The 19014-nt window shown below is 67.1% G+C and carries 15 protein-coding genes and 1 pseudogene; 7 read left to right on the forward strand and 9 right to left on the reverse strand.

Annotated elements, in window-relative coordinates:
* Window positions 1-128 precede the first annotated feature (128 nt).
* Window positions 129-3386 (forward strand): arabinosyltransferase domain-containing protein, encoded by a 3258-nt coding sequence (locus ON38_RS00685; RefSeq protein WP_245563834.1) that lies wholly within the window; start codon window positions 129-131, stop codon window positions 3384-3386.
* 122 nt (window positions 3387-3508) lie between these two features.
* Window positions 3509-3670, forward strand: a complete 162-nt coding sequence (locus ON38_RS36580) for a hypothetical protein (protein WP_169333235.1) — start codon at window positions 3509-3511, stop codon at window positions 3668-3670.
* Between the two features lie 161 nt (window positions 3671-3831).
* On the opposite strand, the gene dprE2 is transcribed toward ON38_RS36580, so the two are convergent.
* Window positions 3832-4611, reverse strand: a complete 780-nt coding sequence (dprE2, locus tag ON38_RS00695; protein WP_039821514.1) for a decaprenylphospho-beta-D-erythro-pentofuranosid-2-ulose 2-reductase — start codon at window positions 4609-4611, stop codon at window positions 3832-3834.
* Window positions 4608-6089 (reverse strand): decaprenylphosphoryl-beta-D-ribose oxidase, encoded by a 1482-nt coding sequence (dprE1, locus tag ON38_RS00700; RefSeq protein ID WP_039821515.1) that lies wholly within the window; start codon window positions 6087-6089, stop codon window positions 4608-4610. Before dprE1 ends, dprE2 begins: the two co-directional genes overlap by 4 nt.
* A 278-nt stretch (window positions 6090-6367) precedes the next feature.
* On the opposite strand from dprE1, the gene ON38_RS00705 reads away from it, so the two are divergent.
* A complete protein-coding gene (locus ON38_RS00705) occupies window positions 6368-6796 on the forward strand; it encodes a GtrA family protein (RefSeq protein ID WP_083872074.1) in 429 nt (142 codons plus the stop codon).
* Between the two features lie 112 nt (window positions 6797-6908).
* Here ON38_RS00705 and ON38_RS00710 read toward each other — a convergent pair whose 3' ends face one another.
* Window positions 6909-7406, reverse strand: a complete 498-nt coding sequence (locus tag ON38_RS00710; RefSeq protein ID WP_174372376.1) for a hypothetical protein — start codon at window positions 7404-7406, stop codon at window positions 6909-6911.
* 192 nt (window positions 7407-7598) lie between these two features.
* Here ON38_RS00710 and ON38_RS00715 point away from each other — a divergent pair, with 192 nt between their 5' ends.
* Window positions 7599-8249 carry a DUF4282 domain-containing protein gene (locus tag ON38_RS00715; protein ID WP_039821517.1) on the forward strand — a complete coding sequence of 217 codons (651 nt, stop codon included), beginning with the start codon at window positions 7599-7601 and terminating at the stop codon, window positions 8247-8249.
* A 123-nt stretch (window positions 8250-8372) separates the two neighbouring features.
* On the opposite strand, the gene ON38_RS00720 is transcribed toward ON38_RS00715, so the two are convergent.
* Window positions 8373-8927, reverse strand: coding sequence for a dTDP-4-dehydrorhamnose 3,5-epimerase family protein (locus tag ON38_RS00720; protein ID WP_039821519.1), 555 nt, complete (start codon window positions 8925-8927; stop codon window positions 8373-8375).
* Between the two features lie 8 nt (window positions 8928-8935).
* Complete coding sequence (rfbA, locus tag ON38_RS00725; RefSeq protein ID WP_039821590.1) at window positions 8936-9808, reverse strand: glucose-1-phosphate thymidylyltransferase RfbA; 873 nt, start codon at window positions 9806-9808, stop codon at window positions 8936-8938.
* Between the two features lie 517 nt (window positions 9809-10325).
* On the opposite strand from rfbA, the pseudogene ON38_RS00730 reads away from it, so the two are divergent.
* Together ON38_RS00730 and ON38_RS00735 are read left to right on the forward strand one after the other, a co-directional pair.
* A pseudogene (locus tag ON38_RS00730) lies at window positions 10326-11400 on the forward strand (ATP-grasp domain-containing protein).
* 69 nt (window positions 11401-11469) lie between these two features.
* Entirely contained in the window at window positions 11470-13422 is a 1953-nt protein-coding gene (locus tag ON38_RS00735; RefSeq protein ID WP_051164234.1) for a hypothetical protein, read from the forward strand.
* Between the two features lie 4 nt (window positions 13423-13426).
* Here ON38_RS00735 and ON38_RS00740 read toward each other — a convergent pair whose 3' ends face one another.
* On the reverse strand, window positions 13427-14248 hold the full coding sequence (locus ON38_RS00740; RefSeq protein WP_039821522.1) for an LLM class F420-dependent oxidoreductase: 822 nt from the start codon (window positions 14246-14248) through the stop codon (window positions 13427-13429).
* A 71-nt stretch (window positions 14249-14319) separates the two neighbouring features.
* Window positions 14320-15039 (reverse strand): DUF8020 domain-containing protein, encoded by a 720-nt coding sequence (locus ON38_RS00745; protein WP_039821591.1) that lies wholly within the window; start codon window positions 15037-15039, stop codon window positions 14320-14322.
* Window positions 15040-15342: 303 nt separating this feature from the next.
* Here ON38_RS00745 and rfbB point away from each other — a divergent pair, with 303 nt between their 5' ends.
* On the forward strand, window positions 15343-16350 hold the full coding sequence (gene rfbB, locus ON38_RS00750) for a dTDP-glucose 4,6-dehydratase (protein ID WP_039821523.1): 1008 nt from the start codon (window positions 15343-15345) through the stop codon (window positions 16348-16350).
* Between the two features lie 54 nt (window positions 16351-16404).
* Here the strand turns inward: rfbB and ON38_RS00755 are convergent, their stop codons facing one another.
* Both ON38_RS00755 and ON38_RS00760 read right to left on the reverse strand, forming a co-directional pair.
* Window positions 16405-17925 carry a DUF2142 domain-containing protein gene (locus ON38_RS00755; RefSeq protein ID WP_083872063.1) on the reverse strand — a complete coding sequence of 507 codons (1521 nt, stop codon included), beginning with the start codon at window positions 17923-17925 and terminating at the stop codon, window positions 16405-16407.
* Window positions 17922-18983 carry a glycosyltransferase gene (locus ON38_RS00760; RefSeq protein WP_083872065.1) on the reverse strand — a complete coding sequence of 354 codons (1062 nt, stop codon included), beginning with the start codon at window positions 18981-18983 and terminating at the stop codon, window positions 17922-17924. The genes ON38_RS00755 and ON38_RS00760 overlap by 4 nt, the downstream gene beginning before the upstream one ends.
* Window positions 18984-19014: the final 31 nt, after the last annotated feature.

The raw sequence follows: 19014 nt of genomic DNA on the forward strand, positions 1-19014 counted from the left end.
TCGGCCGCCACCGCGGCCGGCCGGGCGCGCCGACGCTCCCGCGCCGGCCGCGCGGTCTGCGGGTGAGGTCCGCCCCGCGGCGCCTATTAGAGTCGAGCCCCGTGCGACCGGACCGATCTCCTCGAGCGTTGAACCGTATCCGTCTGCTGGCCCTGGTATCCGGGCTACTCGGATTCGTGCTGGCCGTCGCGGCGCCGCTGCTGCCGGTGCGCCAGGACAGTACCGCCCTGGACTGGCCGCAGGCCGGTGCGGCCAGTGTCGAGGCGCCGCTGGTGAGTTATCAGCCGTTGCGGCTGGACCTCACCGTGCCGTGCCCGGTGCTGAACACCGCCGAGGGCACGGTCGTGGAGACGGTGCCCGACGGTTCGGGCCAGTCGTCGGCGCGCGGGCTGCGGGTCACGGTGACCGGCGACACCCTGTCGGTGGTGCTGCGCGATGTACCGCTCCTGTCGGCCGAGCGCGCCGAACTGGGCGGCTGCCAGGCCCTGACCGTCTCCTCGTCGGCCGTCGCGACCACCGCGGAACTGACCGGTACCGCCCGGGCCGACGGCACACCGTTCCGCGCGGAGGTGGGCCGCGATATCCGCCCGCAAATGGTCGGAGTGTTCACCGACCTGCCGCGGGACCGGCTCGACGGTATCCGGTTGCACGCCGATATCGACTCGCGTTTCACCTCGTCCCCGACTCCGCTCAAGCTGGCCGCGATCGTCGGCGCGGCGGTGTTCACGGTGCTCGCCCTGGTCGCGCTGCATCTGCTCGACACCACCGACGGCCGCCGCGCCCGCCGTTTCCTGCCCGCGCACTGGTGGCGCTTCCGGTTCGCCGACGGCGCGGTGCTCGGCGTCCTCGTCGCCTGGCACATCATCGGGGCCAACACCTCCGACGACGGTTACATCCTGAACATGGCCCGGGTCTCGGACCGGGCCGGTTATCTGGCCAACTACTACCGCTGGTTCGGGGTGCCGGAAGCGCCGTTCGGCTGGTCCTACGAAGTCCTGGCCTGGATGACGCGGGTCTCGGAGTCGAGCCCGTGGATGCGACTGCCCACGCTGCTGGCCGGGATCGTGTGCTGGCTGGTGATCAGCCGGGAGGTGCTGCCCCGGCTCGGCGCGCGGGTCCGGGGAAACCGGATCGCCCTGTGGACAGCGGGCCTGGTGTTCCTGGCGTTCTGGCTGCCCTACGACAACGGTCTGCGCCCGGAACCGCTGATCGCGGCCGGGGCGCTGCTCACCTGGTGTTCGATCGAACGCGCGATCGCCACCGCCCGGCTGCTGCCCGCCGCGATCGCGGTACTCATCGCGGCGTTCTCGCTGGCCGCCGGCCCCACCGGGCTCATCTGCATCGCCGCGCTGATCGCCGGTTCCCGGCCGGTACTCCAGATCATCATCGCCCGCGCCCGGGGCGGCGCTTCCCGGGCACAGTCGCTGTGGCGGTACGCGAGCCTGCTCCTGCCCGGCATGGCCGCCGGAACCCTGGTGCTGGTGGTGATCTTCGCCGATCAGACCCTGTCCACGGTGCTGGAGGCGACCCGCGTCCGGACCGCGGTCGGGCCGAATGTCGCCTGGTTCGACGAGCGCACCCGCTGGGATTCGCTGCTCATGCTGTCCCCGGACGGTTCGCTGGCGCGGCGGTTCGGGGTCCTGCTCATGCTGCTCTGCCTGCTGGTATGCGTACTCCAGGTGCTGCGCAAGGGCCGGATCCCCGGAACATCACGCGGACCGTCGGTGCGCATCCTGGGCATCGTGTTCGCCTCGCTGCTGCTGATGATGTTCACACCCACCAAATGGACCCATCACTTCGGTGTCTACGCGGGCCTGGCGGGTTCGCTGGCCGCGCTGGCCGCGGTCGCGGTGGGTAACAATGGAATCCGGGCGCCGCGCAATCGCGCCCTGTTCGCCGCCGCCGTACTCTTCCTGCTGGCCATCACGTTCACCGGTTCCAACGGCTGGTGGTACGTGTCCAGTTACGGTGTCCCGTGGTGGGACAAGGCGCCGCTGATCGCAGGTAAGGGCCTGTCCACCCTGTTCCTGGGACTCAGCGTGCTCGCCCTGCTCACCGCGTTGTGGCTGCACTACCGGATGCCGTACCTCCGTGGTTCGAACCGAGGCCGAGGGGGCCCCGGACCCGCGACGCCGAAGGTGGCGCGGTATTACACAGCGCCGCTCACGGTGGCCGCGGCGTTGCTGGTGCTCTTCGAGATCGCGTCGCTGACCAAGGCCGCCGTCGGACAGTACCCGGCCTACTCCGTCGCGAAGTCGAATATCCGCGCGATGGCCGGTGATCCGTGCGGGCTGGCCGACGATGTGCTGGTGGAGACGAATACCGCCGACTCGCTGCTGCTCCCGTATGAGGGTGCCCCCGCCGACGGTCTGGTCTCCACCGATCCCGAGGCGCGGACGGTCGGATTCACCCCGGACGGAGTGGCCGAGGATCTGACCGCCGACGCGGAGGAGACCACCTCCGGTGGTGCGAATTCCGTCGAATCCGATACCGAGAACAAGACCACCGACACCACCGGCGCCGGAACCGGAGGCGGCACGTCCGGGCAGGCCGGTATCAACGGGTCCACGGTGGCGCTGCCGTTCGGTCTGGACCCGTCCCGGACCCCGGTGCTGGGCAGCTACACGACCGGCGACCAGCAGCAGGCGAAGCTCACCACGGGCTGGTACCGGCTGGATCTCACCGACGAGATGCGGGCCGATCCCGCCTACCGGGTGCTCGCCCTGACCGCGGCGGGACGGATCAGATCGGTGGACGCCGACGGAGTGCTCACCTACGGCCAGGATCTCACGGTGGAGTACGGCACCCGCTCCGCCGACGGCACCATGACCGTGCTCGGTTCGGTGACACCGCTGGATATCGGCCCCAATCCGTCCTGGCGCAATCTGCGCGTACCCCTGGACCAGTTGCCCCGGGAGGTGAACGCGGTTCGGCTGGTGGCCGTCGACAACGACATCACCGCCCGGCAGTGGCTGGCGATCACGCCGCCGCGGCTTCCGCGGCTGGCCACCCTTGATTCCGTTGTGGGGCACACCGACCCGGTGCTGCTGGACTGGCATGTCGGGCTGGCCTTCGGCTGCCAGCGGCCGTTCGACCACAGCCACGGCATCGCGGAGGTACCGCGCTGGCGGATCCTGCCCGACCGCGTCGGCTCCGATGCCTCCAACGCGTGGCAGGACCATATCGGCGGCGGCCCGCTCGGCTGGACCGAGCTACTGCTGCAAGCCGATACGGTGGCGACCTATCTGTCCGACGACTGGGGCCGGGACTGGGGTTCGCTGGAGCGTTTCACCCCGTACCGGCCCGACGCCGTACCGGCCGAAACGACCGTCACCGAGGCGGATCGAAGCGGTCTGAGCACTGACGATCCGATCAAAGTGAGTTGAACGGGGTTGCGCTACATCGAGACTCGTCTATCAAGTGGTTTGGCTCACATATCGGTTTATTTCCATGTGAGGGAATTGCCGAACGGATGACGAACGGCAGCACGGCCCGTAGGCTGGTTCGCATGACTTCGGCCTTCGACGATATGGAACTGCGCGATCTCGTCGGCTTGCTCACCGATGAGGAGCAAAAGGAACTACGACCGTCGGTTCTGCGCGTCCTCGGACGCCTGCCGTCTCAGGAGGTGCTGCGCCGCGAGCTGGGCCAGCGTATGACCCGCGTGTGACAGCGGTAGCGGCCACCGGACCCGGGTGGCCCGCCGGAATTATCGAATACGACGAGGGCCGTCGCACACCGGATAGGTGCGCGGCGGCCCTCGGAATCTGTGCGGAGGTGAGCCGTGTCACCGGACCTGCCCGGTGACACGGGCAGGCCGGCCCGGGCGGACTAGACAGGAAGCCTGCGGAAGATCGGCCGCGGGATATGGCGCAGGATCATCATCACGTACCGGAACGCGCCGGGCGCCCAGATGAGCTCCTTGCCCTTCTCCGAGGCCTCCACCGCCAGCGCGGCGACCTCTTCCTTGTCGACCGTGAATGGCGCCTCTTTGGCGCCGGTGGCCTTCCAGTGCTCGATCGTGGTGGTGGTGCGCACCTGACCCGGCCGGATCACCAGGACCCGGGGGCCGTGCGGCCGCAGCGCCTCGCCGAGGCCCAGGTAGAAACCGTCCAGCCCCGCCTTGGTGGAACCGTAGACGAAGTTGGAGCGGCGCACCCGCTCGCCGGCCGCCGAGGACATGGCGATGATCCGGCCGAAACCCTGCGCCTTCATCTTCTCGCCGGTCAGCACGCCGACCGAGACCGCGGCGGTGTAGTTGATCTGCGCGATCTGCACCGCTTTGCGCTGGTCCTGCCACAATTCCTCGGCATTGCCGAGCAGCCCGAACGCGACGATCGCGACATCGACGTCGCCGTCCGCGAAGGCCTGGTCGACCACCTTCGGGTGGCTGTCGGTATCGAGGGCGTCGAAATCGATCACATCGACCTGGCTCGCGCCCGCGGCCTTGGTCTGCGCCACCGCGGTATCACGCAGCGGATCGCCCGGCAGGGCGGCCAGGATCACCCGGGCCGGCCCTTTCTTCAGGTACTCCGCGACGATCGCGAGGCCGATTTCCGAGGTCCCGCCGAACAGCAGAATGGACTGCGGATTGCCTACCGCGTTGATCACTGAAGCTCCAGCCTTCTCGCCATATCGGACATGAAAACGCCTGTGGGATCGACGCTGCGGCGGACCTTGATCCACTCGTCGATCCGGGGATACATCTGATGGAAGTTCTCGGCGGTGGTGCGCGAGTCCTTACCGGTGTAGAGCCGGCCACCGAATTCCAGTACCCGCCGGTCCAATTCGGTGACGAAGTCGTTGAGACCGGGCGCGATCGGGAAGTCCAGGCACACGTTCCAGCCCGGCATGGGGAAGCTCAGCGGCGCCTGGTTGCCCTCGCCGAAGTACTTGAACACATTCAGGAACGAATAGTGCCCGCTCGCCTGGATGTCGATGAGGATCTGCTTGAACTCCTCCACCGCCTCCGGCGGCACCACGAACTGGTACTGCAGGAAACCCCGCGACCCGTAGGCCCGGTTCCATTCGCCGAGCATATCGAGGGGGTGGTAGAAGGCCGTCAGATTCTGCGGCTTCTGCCGGTAGGTGGCGCCCTTGCGGTACCAGATCTCGGTGGCCAGGGTGAACGTCTTGTTGTTGAGCAGACCGTTGGGGAACACATCGGGGAAGGTCAGGAACGTCTTCCCGGTGAAACCCAGCGGGTTCTTGCGCAGTTTCTTCGGCAGCTGATCCAGCTTGGCCAGCGAACCCCGCGAGATCACCGCGCGGCCCAGCTTGGGCATGGGGCTGAGCGCGTCGAACCAGGCCGAGCTGTACTCGTAGTTGTCCTCGGAGCCGTCGCTGTGGAACGCGATGGTCTCGTCGAGACCGGAGGTCACATCGCCGTCGGCGATGAAGTACGCGGTCTCCGTCGGCGTCATCTCGATGGTGGCACGCAGGATGATGCCGGTGAGGCCGCAGCCGCCGATGGTGGCCCAGAACAGCTTGGCGTTCTTCTTGGGGCCGATGGTCTGCACCTCACCGTCGGCGGTGAGCAGCTGAATGGACCGCACATGGTTGCCGAAGCTGCCCGCGCTGTGATGGTTCTTACCGTGGATATCGGAGCCGATGGCGCCGCCGACGGTGACCTGCCGGGTACCCGGCAGGACCGGAACCCACAGGCCGAACGGGAGTGCCGTCTTCATCAGCTGGTCGAGGGTTACGCCCCCGTCGACATCCACCAGCCGGGTGTCCTGGTCGATGCGGTGGATCTTGTTCAGGGCGGTCATATCGATGACCAGCCCGCCCGCGTTCTGCGCATTGTCGCCGTAGGACCGGCCGAGCCCGCGGGCGATCACACCACGCCGCAGATGCTCTGGTTTGCCGTCATTGTCCTCGGCGACCATGGCGACCGCGCGGGCGATGAGTTCGGGGTCGCTCGTCGAGAGCACTTCGGCGGTGGTGGCCGCCGTACGGGCCCACCCGGTGAGCGTCCGGGTTCGCGTGGGTAGCGTGAACCCCGTACCGGCGTTTTCTGGATCGCCGGCCGGCGGGGTCTCGGTACCGGACGCCTGAGTCGAGGTCGGAGCTTTCGTGGACATCGGCATAGAGGCTACAGGCTGTATTGGATTGCGGCGCCTTCGGCGCCGCGAGGTCGGGGCACTGTGACCCCGGTTCTTCACTCCTCCGTTCGGTCGCTGCGCTCCCTCGCTCCGTCGCTCCAGAATCGGGGGCGGGCCCCGACCACGGAGGTGGACCATCGCGGCTCCGGACAAGTACATTTCCGTCGGTGGGCCCTGAAAGCAATGCAGTGAGCCGGAGCCCCCGGGTGACCCCGGGCGGCACCGGGGATGTTTCCGTCTCGGCCGAGGAGCGGGTCGTCGCGGTGAGCGAACCGGACTCCGCCGTGCCCGGGAGCGCGCAGATCGGCCTGGTGACCCAGCTGGTGCGGTTCGGTATCACCGGGGCGCTGTCGGCTGTGGTCGACTTCGGGCTCTACGTGCTGCTGCTCGAGGTCGTGGGTATGCCGGTGAACCCGGCGAAGGCGATCGGTTTCATCGCAGGCACCACGACCGCTTATCTGATCAACCGCCGGTGGACCTTCAACGCGGCGCCGAGCCGGGCCCGCTTCATCGCGGTGGTGATCCTGTACGCCCTCACCTTCTGCGTCCAGGTGGGTATCAACTGGGTCTTCTACCACGCCTTCGACGAGGGCCTGTGGTGGCGCGTCCCGGTGGCCTATGTGATCGCGCAGGGCACGGCCACGGTGATCAACTTCGTCGTCCAGCGCCTGGTCATCTTCCGTATCCGTTAGTTGCGCCACGCACAGCGATGAGCCCCGGGAGTCGGAGACTTCCGGGGCTCACTGCTGTGGGTTCCTATTGTTGTCGGGTCCTGTCGATGCCGCTGTGGTCGCGGCCGGCGCCTCAGGCGCAGGCGACGCTGGCCAGCCGCTGCGGCCGGCGGGCACGCACGGAACGCACCGCGGCGCCGATCGCGACCACCGGCGGGATCCAGCGGGCTTCTTCCGGGCTCACTCCCCAGGTGGCCGAACCGGCCGAGAGGTGGGTGGGCGGCAGCGGGATGCCGTCGCCGTCGGTGTGCACGACCGCACCGGCGGCCCGCAGCGCTTCCACGGCACGTCCGGCCTTGCGCATCCCGGTGACCAGATGGATCTCACGGCGCTCGGCGCCCGGGATCTCGATCACCGGACCGGTCAGGTTGTTGGCGCGCAGATACCGGCGGACCGACGCGGCCAACTCCCCGGTGACCTCGACGGCGGAAAGGTCTGCGTCGGTGATCAGGCACAGGCCGTTGGTCGTTTCGGCGACCGTCCAGCCACGCTGGGCGTAATCCCGCGCGGCAGCGGACTTGGCGGCCGCCGAGACGGAAGTCGGAAACGTCGTACGCACTGTCATCTCCATTCCCCGGTATAGATAAGCTCCGGCTTTCATGGGTCGTATCGGTGCCGGGTGCCCGGGGCGTTACGCCGTTCCAGGGATTTTTTTCGACTGTCGGCTTCCTCTCATTTGTGGCAGCAGTCGACATCCACTGGTACAGGAGGCTCGTCGGGGTCCTGGTTGGCTTCGCGCACGGAATCCGGGAAGGTTTCCGTTATGGCCAGCGAGGCAGCGGACGAATCCCCGAGAACCGGTCCGGCGGCGGCCGGAGCACCTGAGCCGGCGGTTCCTCCCGCAGCCGGCGCGGGAGTGGGACCGCCGGAGGAGGACGATACTGCGGATTCGCCTGGTCGGCGAATCCGGCGGAAGCTCAGTTGGCGGGCCGAAGCCGCGCAGCGGTTCGCCGACGCGGCCGCCGCCGAGGAGGACGAAACCCGCCCCGAAGCCGGTGATCGGGCCGGAACGGCTCGGCGCTGGGGCGCGGACGCGGCCCGCGGACTCCTGGATGTGCAGTTCCGCCGGCCCGCCACCAGGACGCTGTTGCCGCTGGTCTACCTGCTCGGTTTGGTTTTCGCGGTGACCGTGCCGGTGGTGCTCACCGTGTTGGCCTGGCGGATCTCGGTATTGCTCGGGGTCCTGGCGGCCCTGCTGGCGCTGCCTTTCGCGCTGACGATCGCGGCCGCGGTGCGGCTCCTGCTGGAGTTCCTGGTGAACGCCTCCCGGCTGGCGACCCGGGTCGAGCACATCAGCGATCTCGCCGACGACCTGTTCCAGGTGCTTTCCGAAGTGGCCGAACCGGTCAACCAGCTCTCCGAAGATGTGCGGGCGGTACAGTTCTGGCGATTCCGCCGTGGGTCGCGCAAATAACACCGGGACTCGCGTGATAGCACCGGCTCAATTCAGTAGGGGAAATCACTGTTCCCGGGCTGCCGAATAAATCGGCGACTTCGGAAATCATCGACCAGGCGTCCGGTCGCTCGAGCGGATATTTCAGCGGTTCCGCAGCCGAGGCGCCGCGGCGTCCTTCGGGGAGCGCAGATAGGTGAGCCGCTGTCCGTCGCGACCGGTCTCGGGCCAGTCGATGGCCAGGTCCGGATCGAAGGCGTCCAGATCGTGGTCGTGCTCGGGGCTGTACTCGAGTGAGCACAGATAGGTGAGAACCGAATCGTCCTGTAGGGACAGCACCGCGTGCCCGAGCCCCTCGGACAGGAACACCGACCGGCGATCGAGATCGTCGAGCACCACGCTGTCCCAGCGGCCGAAGGTGGGGGAGCCGGGCCGCAGATCGACCACGACGTCGAGGAAGGCGCCACGCCCGCAGGTCACGTATTTGGCCTGGCCCGGCGGATCGTCGGTGTAATGGATGCCGCGCAGTACGCCGGCGGCCGACACCGAGGTGTTCACCTGGAGCAGATCGAAGGACCGGCCGGTGGCCTTCTCGAATTCCGAGGCCCGGAAGGTCTCGGCGAAGGCGCCCCGGTCGTCGCCGTGGATTCTCGGTGTGAAAACCCAGGCGCCGGGGACCGACATCTCACTGATCCGCATCTACCCACTCACCAACTTCGTCCGTGCCCGAGTAGATCGAGCAGGTACTTACCGTAACCGGAGCGGGTGAGCGGGTCGGCGAGCAGGCACAGTTGCTCGTCGTCGATGAAGCCCATCCGCCACGCGACCTCCTCGGGCACTCCGATCTTCAGGCCCTGCCGCTCCTCGATGGTGCGGACATAGTTGGCCGCGTCCAGCAGGGAGTCGAAGGTGCCGGTGTCCAGCCAGGCGGTACCACGGGCCAGTACATCGACACTGAGCTTGCCCGCTTCGAGATAGGCCCGGTTGATATCGCTGATCTCGTATTCGCCGCGGCCGGAGGGACGCAGTCCGCGCGCGATCTCCACCACGTTGTTGTCGTAGAAATACAGTCCCGGCACGGCATAGTTGGACCGGGGCACCTCGGGTTTCTCCTCGATGGAAATAGCCTTGCCGTCGGCGAATTCGACCACCCCGTAAGCGGTCGGGTCGGAGACCCGGTAGGCGAAGATGGCGCCACCGTCGACCTCGGCGAACCGGCTCAGGCTGGTGCCGAGGCCGGGGCCGTGGAAGATGTTGTCGCCCAGCACCAGTGCGGCCGGTTCGTCGCCGATATGGTCGGCGCCCAGCACGAACGCCCGGGCGAGGCCGTCGGGCACCGGCTGCACGACGTAGTCGATCGCGATGCCGAACTGACCGCCGTCTCCCAATAGGCGCCTGAAGGATTCGGCGTCCTCGGGTGTGGTGATCACCAGGATGTCCCGGATCCCGGCCAGCATGAGAGTGGACAGCGGGTAGTAGACCATCGGCTTGTCGTAGACCGGGACCAGCTGTTTGCTCACCCCGCGCGTGATCGGATGCAAACGCGACCCGGTGCCGCCCGCCAGAATGATTCCGCGCATGTTCGGTGAGTGTGCCAGCCCGCGCGAGTGCGGCTGCGTGCGGCGGTACTTCGGCACGCTGCCGAGTGGGGCGTGGCCCGGGCCGGGTCGGCGGACGAGCGGGCCGTTGCCGCGTACCGGGCCGGTCCGCAGCGCCTCCGGCACCGTTTGGTGTCGAACATTCCTGGGTACTCACGGACAATGAGGGCGATACAGGGGTCCGATCCAGATCCGTCTCGATATTTTTGCTGAGGATTCGGTCGAGTATCCGCCCGAATTCCGTGCCGGTGCGGTTTTCCGTGCACGGCCGTGATATTGCGCCCTCGCGATCTGATAGGTGCGAAATGTGATTGAGAGGGGAGAGGCTTTGTCGGTTCCGGCTGTGGACACGAGAAATCGAAACCCGGATAAGGGGTATGTAGCGCTTTTGGGTTGGAGTCTCAATGCGGTCGAGGCGGTGGATCGTTTCGACAGGCGTTACGTGGTGGTCGCCCCCGAGTGGGCGGAGGGATACTGTGCCGAGCACGGGATACCCTATATCTCCTGGAATTTTGAAAGGCTCAACGAACGCTCGGTCGAGATCGCCGAGACCTTACGTGACATGGGTGTCGACGTCGCCATCCCGATCTTCGAGGAAACCGTCGAATGGGCGGGGGCCATAAACTCGGTTCTGATGAACAACCCGCGGCTCTTCGGGCAGGCCATGCTGCTGCGGGACAAGGCGCTGATGAAACGGCGCGCACAGCTCGGCGGGATCCGGGTGGGAATATTCGAGGAAGCACACGAGCGCGAGGACGTGATCCGTTTCCTGAAAGGTCAACCAGACGTTGCTGAAACTCGACGGCGATCCCAACGACCCGATCCACATCAAGGCGTTCGACAAGGCCGGTTGCCTCGGTCACCGGGTCATACGGACGCCCGACGAGATCGAGACCATCCCGGACGACGACTTTCCGGTGCTCATGGAGTCCCACCTCGACGGCTGGGAGTTCGCGGTCGAAGCCTGGATCCACGACGGCAAGATTCGATTCCTGAATATTTCGGAATATGTGACACTGGGCTACTCCGTTTTCGTTCCGGCGACTCCTGAACTGGAAAAGTACCGGCCGGAGATAACCCGTCAGGTGGAACGGCTGATCAAAACATTCGATATCGAATTCGGCTTCGTCCACCCCGAGTATTTCGTGACCAGCGACGGCGAGATGTACTTCGGTGAGGTCGCCTACCGGCCGCCCGGATTCAAAGTGTTCGAGCTGCTGGAACGGGCGTACGGATTCAACGCCTACCACGGGTTGGTGCTCGCGTTCGACCCCAAGACGACGGAAGAGGAGATAACAGAATTCTTCCCGCAGGAGGTGGTGGACGCCAAGGGGCATGCGGGAACCTTCGGGGTCTACCCGCGCCGCCGGGTGGTCAGCCGATTGTCCTTGCCGGAGGAGACCGAAGATCACGAATATTTCGAATCACATGAGCTCACCGCTCCGTTGACCGAAAAAGTGATGAAGCGGACGGCGTTCGGAAACCATTGGGGTCTCCTGTACTTCTTCGGAGAGGACCCGTACACTCTCCGGGACCTGTTGAAAAGGCAGGAAGAGCTCGATTTCTATATTTGATCCGTTGTCGGCAACGGGTTCGTCGGGGAGGTTCGGCGATTGAGTCCACTCAGCAGCGGCGATGAGTCCATGGACAGGCATCTGGCCCGATTGGACGACGCCATCCAGGCACTTGCGGATGCCGGTGATTTCGGTAAGCAGATCAAGTTGTCGCGAGTATTCGGCGCGCTGCGCCGAGTACTGCTGCTGCCCGGAGGCTGCGCGGCGGTGCGTTCGCGTGCGGTGCGGCTGGACACCGCCGGACTGTTCCTCGGTACCGACTGGGCGCGCCCGCAGATCCTCATCCCGTCGCTGAGCAGCGGCTCGCTGCGCAGCGCCAATCCGGACACCGTCGTCCTCGAGACGGTGAGCAATCTGCGGATGCTGGAGATCGCCAAGGGTGTCTACGTGCATCCGCTGATTTCCGCGGAGCAGGCCCACCATCATGTCTCGCAGGTGCTCGCCATCAACCTGTCGCTGCTGTTCACCCCCCCGTCCGAGGCCGAGCGGACACAGCAGGGGCGGATGGCCCAGGTGTCGCGGGAGTTGCTGCGGCACCTGGTGGAAGAGGTGGGCTACGAGAAGGTCCTCGAGAACCTGGTCGACGAGATCTGGCGGATCCTGAGGCAGCGTCCGATCCAGGTCGACTCGGTGAAGCGGATGATCACCCAGATAGCGGTGGCCCGTAGTAATCCGGATATCGACCTGGGTGCGGGCGGGCTGGGCGCGGACCGGCTGATCAGCAGTCTGTACGGCACCACCGACTCCTGCCGTGAGGATCCGGGGGTCGAGGTGTACCGCACCCGGCTGGAGACCATGGACGACAGCGCGCTGCAGTACGAGACAGCGGGTTTCGCGCGCTCGATGCACGATACGGGCCTGGTGTCGCCCTACCACGCGGTGCTGCTGCGTTTCCTGCTGGGCAAGGGCGAGTATCTGCTGAGCGAGGCGCTGGGGTTGTCCAGTACCGGACGTGAATGCCTGCTCTGCTACCACGAACTGGTGCGGCGGCTGATCGACGAGGCCGTGCACGTCGAGACGGCGCAGTGTATCTACGGGCTGGCGCTGATGCTCGAACGCGGCATCCTGTACCAGCCGCCGGTCGCCCCAGCCCTGTGGCGGCAGCTGGCACTGCAACTGTCGGCCCATTCCCAGCAGCGCCTGACGCAGGCCTTCGGTCCGGATCCGTCCCCCCGGGTCCGGTTGCTGGCGGGCATGCTGTCGGTGCTGGGGCTGCCACTCGGGATCGGCCAGGGCGACAATCCGACCTGCCAGTCCGCGCGGGCGCTGTCCATGTGGGCCTACAACGACCCCGACTATCTGCTGCAGACACTGGCCTGGGCCGCGCGCGACGACGAGGTCGTCATGCATTTCGAGGGCGAGCAGATCTCATCCCGCGGCAGCGCCGGCGGGGTCGCCACCGAGCTACCGGTGGACCTGGACCCGGTATCGCTGCTGGTCGTGCCCCATCTGGACCGGATCTACGCGGAAATGGGACGGCGTTGCGCGGACCGGGAGGGCGATCCGCACCGCTGGATCAACCCGGAGTTCCACGGATGGTGGTCCGGCCGGGGCTTCCGGATCAATGTCGACGTGGCGACGGGCAACCTGACCGATCTGGACGAGTTCCTGCGGCATTTCTACGCGAGTTACCACCCGTTCCACAATGGCAATCAACCGCTGATCCACCCCCAGCCGGCCGGTATCGCGGTGACCGACAGCGCTGCCCGATTCGTCGGCTGGCACGCGATCACGGTGCTGCGGGTGGCGCTGGACCCCCAGGAACGGATGCGGGTCTATTTCTACAACCCGAACAACGACAGCGGGCAGGACTGGGGAGACGGCGTGGTGGTCGGCACCGCCGGGCACGGCGAACGGTTCGGGGAGGCATCGCTGCCGTTCGAACAGTTCGCCTCGCGCCTCTACATCTTCCATTTCGATCCGCTGGAGCCCGGCGAGCTGGCCTCGGTGGACCGGGAAGAACTGGACCGGGTGGTGGGCTATGTCCACCGCAGCTGGGGCGCCGACCGGTTGCCCGCCTGACCGCTCAGTCCCGGTACCGGGCGACCAGTTCCGCGAGTTCGTCCAGGTCTCGCAGGGAATCCGCTTCCGGTTGGGTTTCCAGTTTGAGGGTCACCCGTTCCACTCCGGCTTCGGCGTAGGCGTCCAGCACCGCCGGGTCCGCGGGGGCCGGGGTGACCGTGACCGGAAGTCCGCTCGCGCCGAATTCCGCCAGCTGCGCCCGGACCGCGGCGGGATCGGAGACACCGTTGGGTATCCAGCCCACCCCGTGCCGGAGCGCGCGCCGCGCCGCGGCCTCGCCGCCCCCGATGAAAATGGGCGGATGCGGCTGCCGGTGTGGTTTCGGCCAGGCGAAGATCGGGTCGAAATCGATGAATTTCCCGTGGTATTCGGCGAGTTCCTCGGTCCAGATCGCGACGATGGCCTCGAGTTGTTCGTCCAGCAGGGCGCCCCGGGTGCGCGGATCGGTACCGTGGTCGGCCATCTCCTCGCGGTTCCAGCCGACGCCCACGCCGAAGACCACCCGGCCGCCGGAGATCCGGTCGAGGGTGGCGACCTCCTTCGCCGTGTGGATGACATCGCGCTGGATGAGCAGCGTGACACCGGTCCCCAGGACGAGCCGGTCGGTGACCGCCGCGATCGCGCCGAGTGCGACGAAGGGATCGAGGGTGCGGAAATAGACCCGGGGGAGTTCGCCCCCGCCGGGGTACGGGGACTCCCGGCTCGCCGGGATATGCGAGTGCTCGGCGAGGAACAGCGATTCGAAACCGCGTTCCTCGAGTGCCGGCCCGAGCACGGTCCCGCTGATTCCCTCGTCGGTCAGGAAGGTGTTGACGCCGATCTTCATGACAGACCGAACGCCGTGCCCACCCACGAATATTTCGCGGGCGGGCACGGCGCCGGAGATCTACCGGTGGACTACCGGGCCGGGACCGAGCCGTTCGGCGGGAACGGCTCGTTGATGGTGGTGACGTACTGGATCACCGCGCCGATGATCACCGGGGCGGTGACGAATAGCTGGCCGGCCACCGTGCCGAGGGCGCCGATCGCGATGATGCCGCCGAGGCAGCCGACCACCGCGGCCGGGACGAACGGTCCGAAGAGCCCGACGATGGTCGCCGCGGCCACGGTCGCGCCGGCGATGCCGCCGAGCACACAGCCGACTGCGGCGCCGCCCAGGCCGCCGACCGCGGTGCCGACCGCCGCTCCGGTGGCGATGGTGTCCTTGAGCCGGGTGAAGGCGGCGACCTCCCGGTCGTAGGGGGTTTTCCACGGCGCTGTTTCCTGATGCGGCAGCGCGGCCGGTCGATATACGGCCCGGTCCGGGTCGAGTTGCGGGGTGAGCGTGGCGGTGTGGCCGGAAATCGCCGCCGCGATCGGGAACTCGAAATCGTCCAGCCGGAATTTCAGCGGTGTGCCGGCCACCACGGTGCCGTCCGCGGACTTGATCTTGAAGGTACCGTCCTCGACCACCATGGACCCCGAGTCGGTGGTGATGACGGACCGGCCGTCCACGACCTCGGCGGTGAAGCCGACCGGATCCGTCCGGTCGGTGGGCGCGGCGTGGGCGCTGCCGGATGCGATACCGAGCGCGGCGATGAGCAGCGCCGACATCGTGGTCAAACTCCTGACGAGCATGTGTGTATTCACCTCATATTGGAGTGCGGGCACAGATTCGTGTCGATCGAACGGAAGCGGCCGCCCGATGGAGCCCGGCCGAATCCAGACAAAAAGGTTATAGGCCCGGTACCGGACTCCGGCCCACGGGGGTCACGAAAAATGCTCGTCTGCTTGGCGTTTCGTAAAATCTTGTGTTCCGGATCGGCCCGCGTTGCCGCTCGCGTCCCGGCCGGCGCGAAAATCGGCTGCGGGCGCGCCACCCGCCCGCAGCCGCCTCACCTGTCGCTGCCCGGCCCGGTGACCAGGACGTAGAGTGAACGGGTGCGTCTACTCGTGACCGGTGGAGCCGGGTTCATCGGAGCCAACTTCGTCCAGTACACGGTCGCCGAACGGCCGGATACGACGGTGACAGTGCTGGACGCGCTCACCTACGCGGGCAACCGGGCCTCGCTCGACCCGGTGGCCGATCGGATCGACTTCGTCCACGGCGATATCGCCGATCTGGACCTGGTCGACGAACTGGTGAGTGGAGTGGACGCGGTGGTCCATTTCGCCGCCGAATCGCACAACGACAACTCACTGGCCGAACCCTGGCCCTTCGTGCAGACCAATATCGTCGGCACCTATTCGCTGCTCCAGGCCGTGCGCCGCCACGATGTGCGCTACCACCACGTCTCCACCGACGAGGTGTACGGGGATCTGGGGCCCGACGACCCCCCGTTCTCCGAACGGACCGCCTACAACCCGTCGAGCCCGTACTCGGCGACCAAGGCCGCCAGCGATATGCTGGTGCGCGCCTGGGTGCGTTCCTTCGGGCTGCGCGCCACGCTGTCGAACTGCTCCAACAACTATGGGCCATACCAGCACGTGGAGAAGTTCATTCCACGCCAGATCACCAATCTGATCGACGGGGTGCGACCCCGGCTCTACGGCGCCGGACATCAGATCCGCGACTGGATCCACGTGGAGGACCACAATCGCGCGGTCTGGGATGTCCTCGACCGGGGACGGATCGGTCGCACCTATCTGATCGGGGCCGACGGTGAACTGGACAACCGGACGGTGGTGGAGCTGCTCCTCGCCGAGTTCGGCCGCGACCCCGGCGATTTCGACCATGTCACCGACCGTGCCGGACACGATCAGCGATATGCCATAGACGCGACCCCGCTCCGGACCGAACTCGGCTGGCAGCCGCGCTACGCGGACTTCCGGGCGGGGCTTTCGGCAACGGTCGCCTGGTACCGCGCGAACGAATCCTGGTGGCGTCCGGTCAAAGCCGCTACCGAGCGGGCGTACGCCGCGGCGGGGGAGCGGACCATCTCCGTGTAATGACAACGCCCGGCCCGCCGTAGCGCGGACCGGGCGTATCCGGTGCGATTGCGGTCAGGCCCAGACGTAGATGTGGTACTTCGCCACCGAGGCGATCAGGGCGATCAGCGCCGCGACGACGATGGTCACCGCGGCGTAGCGGCCGGGTGCGCGGTCGCCGGGGCCGCGGAGCCGGAAGGGCATCCAGCGCAGCAGCACCGCGAACGACACGATGGCCAGCGGCACGAAGTAGCGCCCCTGAACACCGTCGATGATGTAGTAGCCCACCGGAGTGAAGGACATGTAGAGGGTCACGTAGATCATCGCGACACTGGCCGCCATGGTCAGCGCCACCACCAGCGTGCGCCGGAAATCCGGGCGGTCGAAGCGTTCCGCCATCCCCACGCTCACCGCGAAGGCCAGCAGGCAGGCCACGATCGCGGTGGCCGGCACGTTGATATAGGCGAAACCGAGTTCCCCGAAGAATTCGGGGAACCACTCCTGGTCACGCCGCAGAATGCTCTCCCAGAAGGTCCGCAGGAAACCGAACGGGTCGGTGATGATGCCCATCAACTGCTCGCCGGTGTCCACGGTGTACCACTGGTGCGGAGGCCGCATCAGGCTGGTGCCCTCGCCCGTGGGTGCGGCGATCTTCATCCACACCGCGAACCCGATCGCGCCGAGCGCCGCGCACACCCAGGTGAGCCACCGGCGCCAACCGGTCAGACCCATCCGCTCGGCCGGGATCAGCACCACCAGCATGGCCAGCAGCACATAGGTGGGTTTGCACAGCGGCAGCGCGATCGCGGTACCCAGCACCGCGGCGGTTTCCACCCGGCTCAGCCGGTCCCCGAGGAACAGGCCCTTCACCAGCAGCGCCGAGACCAGGACGGCCAGGGCGTTGGTGAGGGTGTCGGCGGTGACCGTTCCGGCCTGGAACACCGCGATGGGCAGGACGGCCACGGTGAAGGCCAGCCACTGGATGCGGTGCCCCCGCAACGCCCACAGGGCGAAGCCGACCACGAGCAGGTAGGCGGCCAGCCCGGACAACCGGGTGAGGCGCACCATGGTGCCGGCGTCGGCGTCGATCAGTTCGGCGAGTCCGATACCGATCGCATTGGGCACGTAGGGGACCGCTGAGTAGGCGGCGGTGTTGGTGAACCAGATGATCTGGCGCTCGTCGGTGACCGGAGCGTCGCCCAGTCGCTGGTAGGCGGCGGGATCGGCCACATCGGGATACGGTTCGCCCGGGTTGTGGGTGTAGTCGTCGATGGCGTAACCCATCAGCGCTTCGATCGCCGCCGGCACCTCGCCGCCGTAGGCGACGCCGCGGTCGTCCTCGATCCGGGTGGGGTTCAGGCCGCCGTGGGCCACCTGGTAGGCGCGCCCGAACTGGGTGATTTCGTCGTGGCCCCAGAACGGCGGGCTCATCACCGCGAACACGAGACCGAATATCCCGGCCAGGAGAGTGAACGCGACGGTCGCCGGGCCCACCCGGCGCAGCAGGACCTCCCCGGCACGCCGGGGGCCGGCCAGGAAGGAACGACCCGCGGCCTGCTTCGCTTCGGCAGGGCGGGTCTCGGTCTCGGCGGTCAACGGAGGTCCCCGGCCACCTGGTCACTGTGTTGTCCGGGCGTGAGCGAGGCCCCTGCGCGGTCACGCTTCACCACCGCCTCCGGGCCCGACTCGGGGCCGGCGCCGGTTGCGGCCGCGAGGCCCGCGCCGGGAGCCTCGTAGCGGAGATAGATCAGCCGTGCCGCCTCATGCCGGGAACGGCGGATACCGTCCAGGATCAGACCGGCGGTCCAGGCCAGGAAACCGACCAGCAGCAGGGTGCAGGCCAGGAACAGGGTCGGGAAACGGGGCACGGTATGGGTGTCGTAGTACTCGATGATGATCGGGACGGTCAGCACCACCGAGATCAGCCAGCTCACGGTACCGAGCAGGCCGTAGAAGGCGACCGGGCGTTCGTGCCTGGCCAGTCCGACGATCAGAGCCAGGATCTTGAAACCGTCGTGGTAGGTGCGCAGTTTGCTCTCACTGCCGGCGGGCCGGTCCCGGAAACCCACAGGTACCGCGGTCTGCGGAACCCGCAGGTGCAGTGAGTGCACGGTGAGCTCGGTCTCGATCTCGAATTCCCGGGAGACGGCGGGGAAACTCTTCACGAAGCGCCGGGAGAAGACCCGGAAGCCGCTGAGCATATCCTCGACGTTCTCGCCGAAAACCTTGCCCACCACACCGTTGAGAACTTTGTTCCCGGTTTCGTGGCCCGCCCGGTAGGCCGATCCGCTCTCGTCCTGTTTCCGGACGCCGAGGACGTGGTCGTACGGGCCCGACAGCAGCGTTTCGATCATCGCCGGCGCCGCGGACGCCTCGTAGGTGTCGTCGCCGTCGATCATGAGATAGATATCGGCCTCGATATCGGCGAAAGCGCGGCGCACCACATTGCCCTTGCCCTTGGCCCGCTCCGCGCGCACGATCGCGCCGGCGGCCCGGGCCTTCTCGGCGGTGGCGTCGGTGCTCAGATTGTCGTACACGTAGACGACAATTCCGGGCACCGCGGCCTTGAGGTCTGTGACGACCTTGGCGACCGACGCCTCTTCGTTGTGACACGGGACAACGGCGGCAATGCGCAGTTCGTCGGTGGATTCCACCTGGTCAAATCCTCGAAATCGACGGATACGG

Source organism: Nocardia testacea NBRC 100365 (genome assembly GCF_000308775.1).
GTDB lineage: Bacteria > Actinomycetota > Actinomycetes > Mycobacteriales > Mycobacteriaceae > Nocardia > Nocardia testacea.

Coding starts and splice junctions, on each gene's coding strand:
- ON38_RS36580 (WP_169333235.1), top strand. CDS start 3,509: ATGACTTCGGCCTTCGACGATATGGAACTGCGCGATCTCGTCGGCTTG.
- dprE1 (WP_039821515.1), bottom strand. CDS start 6,089: ATGCCGATGTCCACGAAAGCTCCGACCTCGACTCAGGCGTCCGGTACC.
- ON38_RS00710 (WP_174372376.1), bottom strand. CDS start 7,406: ATGGAGATGACAGTGCGTACGACGTTTCCGACTTCCGTCTCGGCGGCC.
- ON38_RS00715 (WP_039821517.1), top strand. CDS start 7,599: ATGGCCAGCGAGGCAGCGGACGAATCCCCGAGAACCGGTCCGGCGGCG.
- ON38_RS00720 (WP_039821519.1), bottom strand. CDS start 8,927: ATGCGGATCAGTGAGATGTCGGTCCCCGGCGCCTGGGTTTTCACACCG.
- rfbA (WP_039821590.1), bottom strand. CDS start 9,808: ATGCGCGGAATCATTCTGGCGGGCGGCACCGGGTCGCGTTTGCATCCG.
- ON38_RS00735 (WP_051164234.1), top strand. CDS start 11,470: ATGGACAGGCATCTGGCCCGATTGGACGACGCCATCCAGGCACTTGCG.
- ON38_RS00740 (WP_039821522.1), bottom strand. CDS start 14,248: ATGAAGATCGGCGTCAACACCTTCCTGACCGACGAGGGAATCAGCGGG.
- ON38_RS00745 (WP_039821591.1), bottom strand. CDS start 15,039: ATGCTCGTCAGGAGTTTGACCACGATGTCGGCGCTGCTCATCGCCGCG.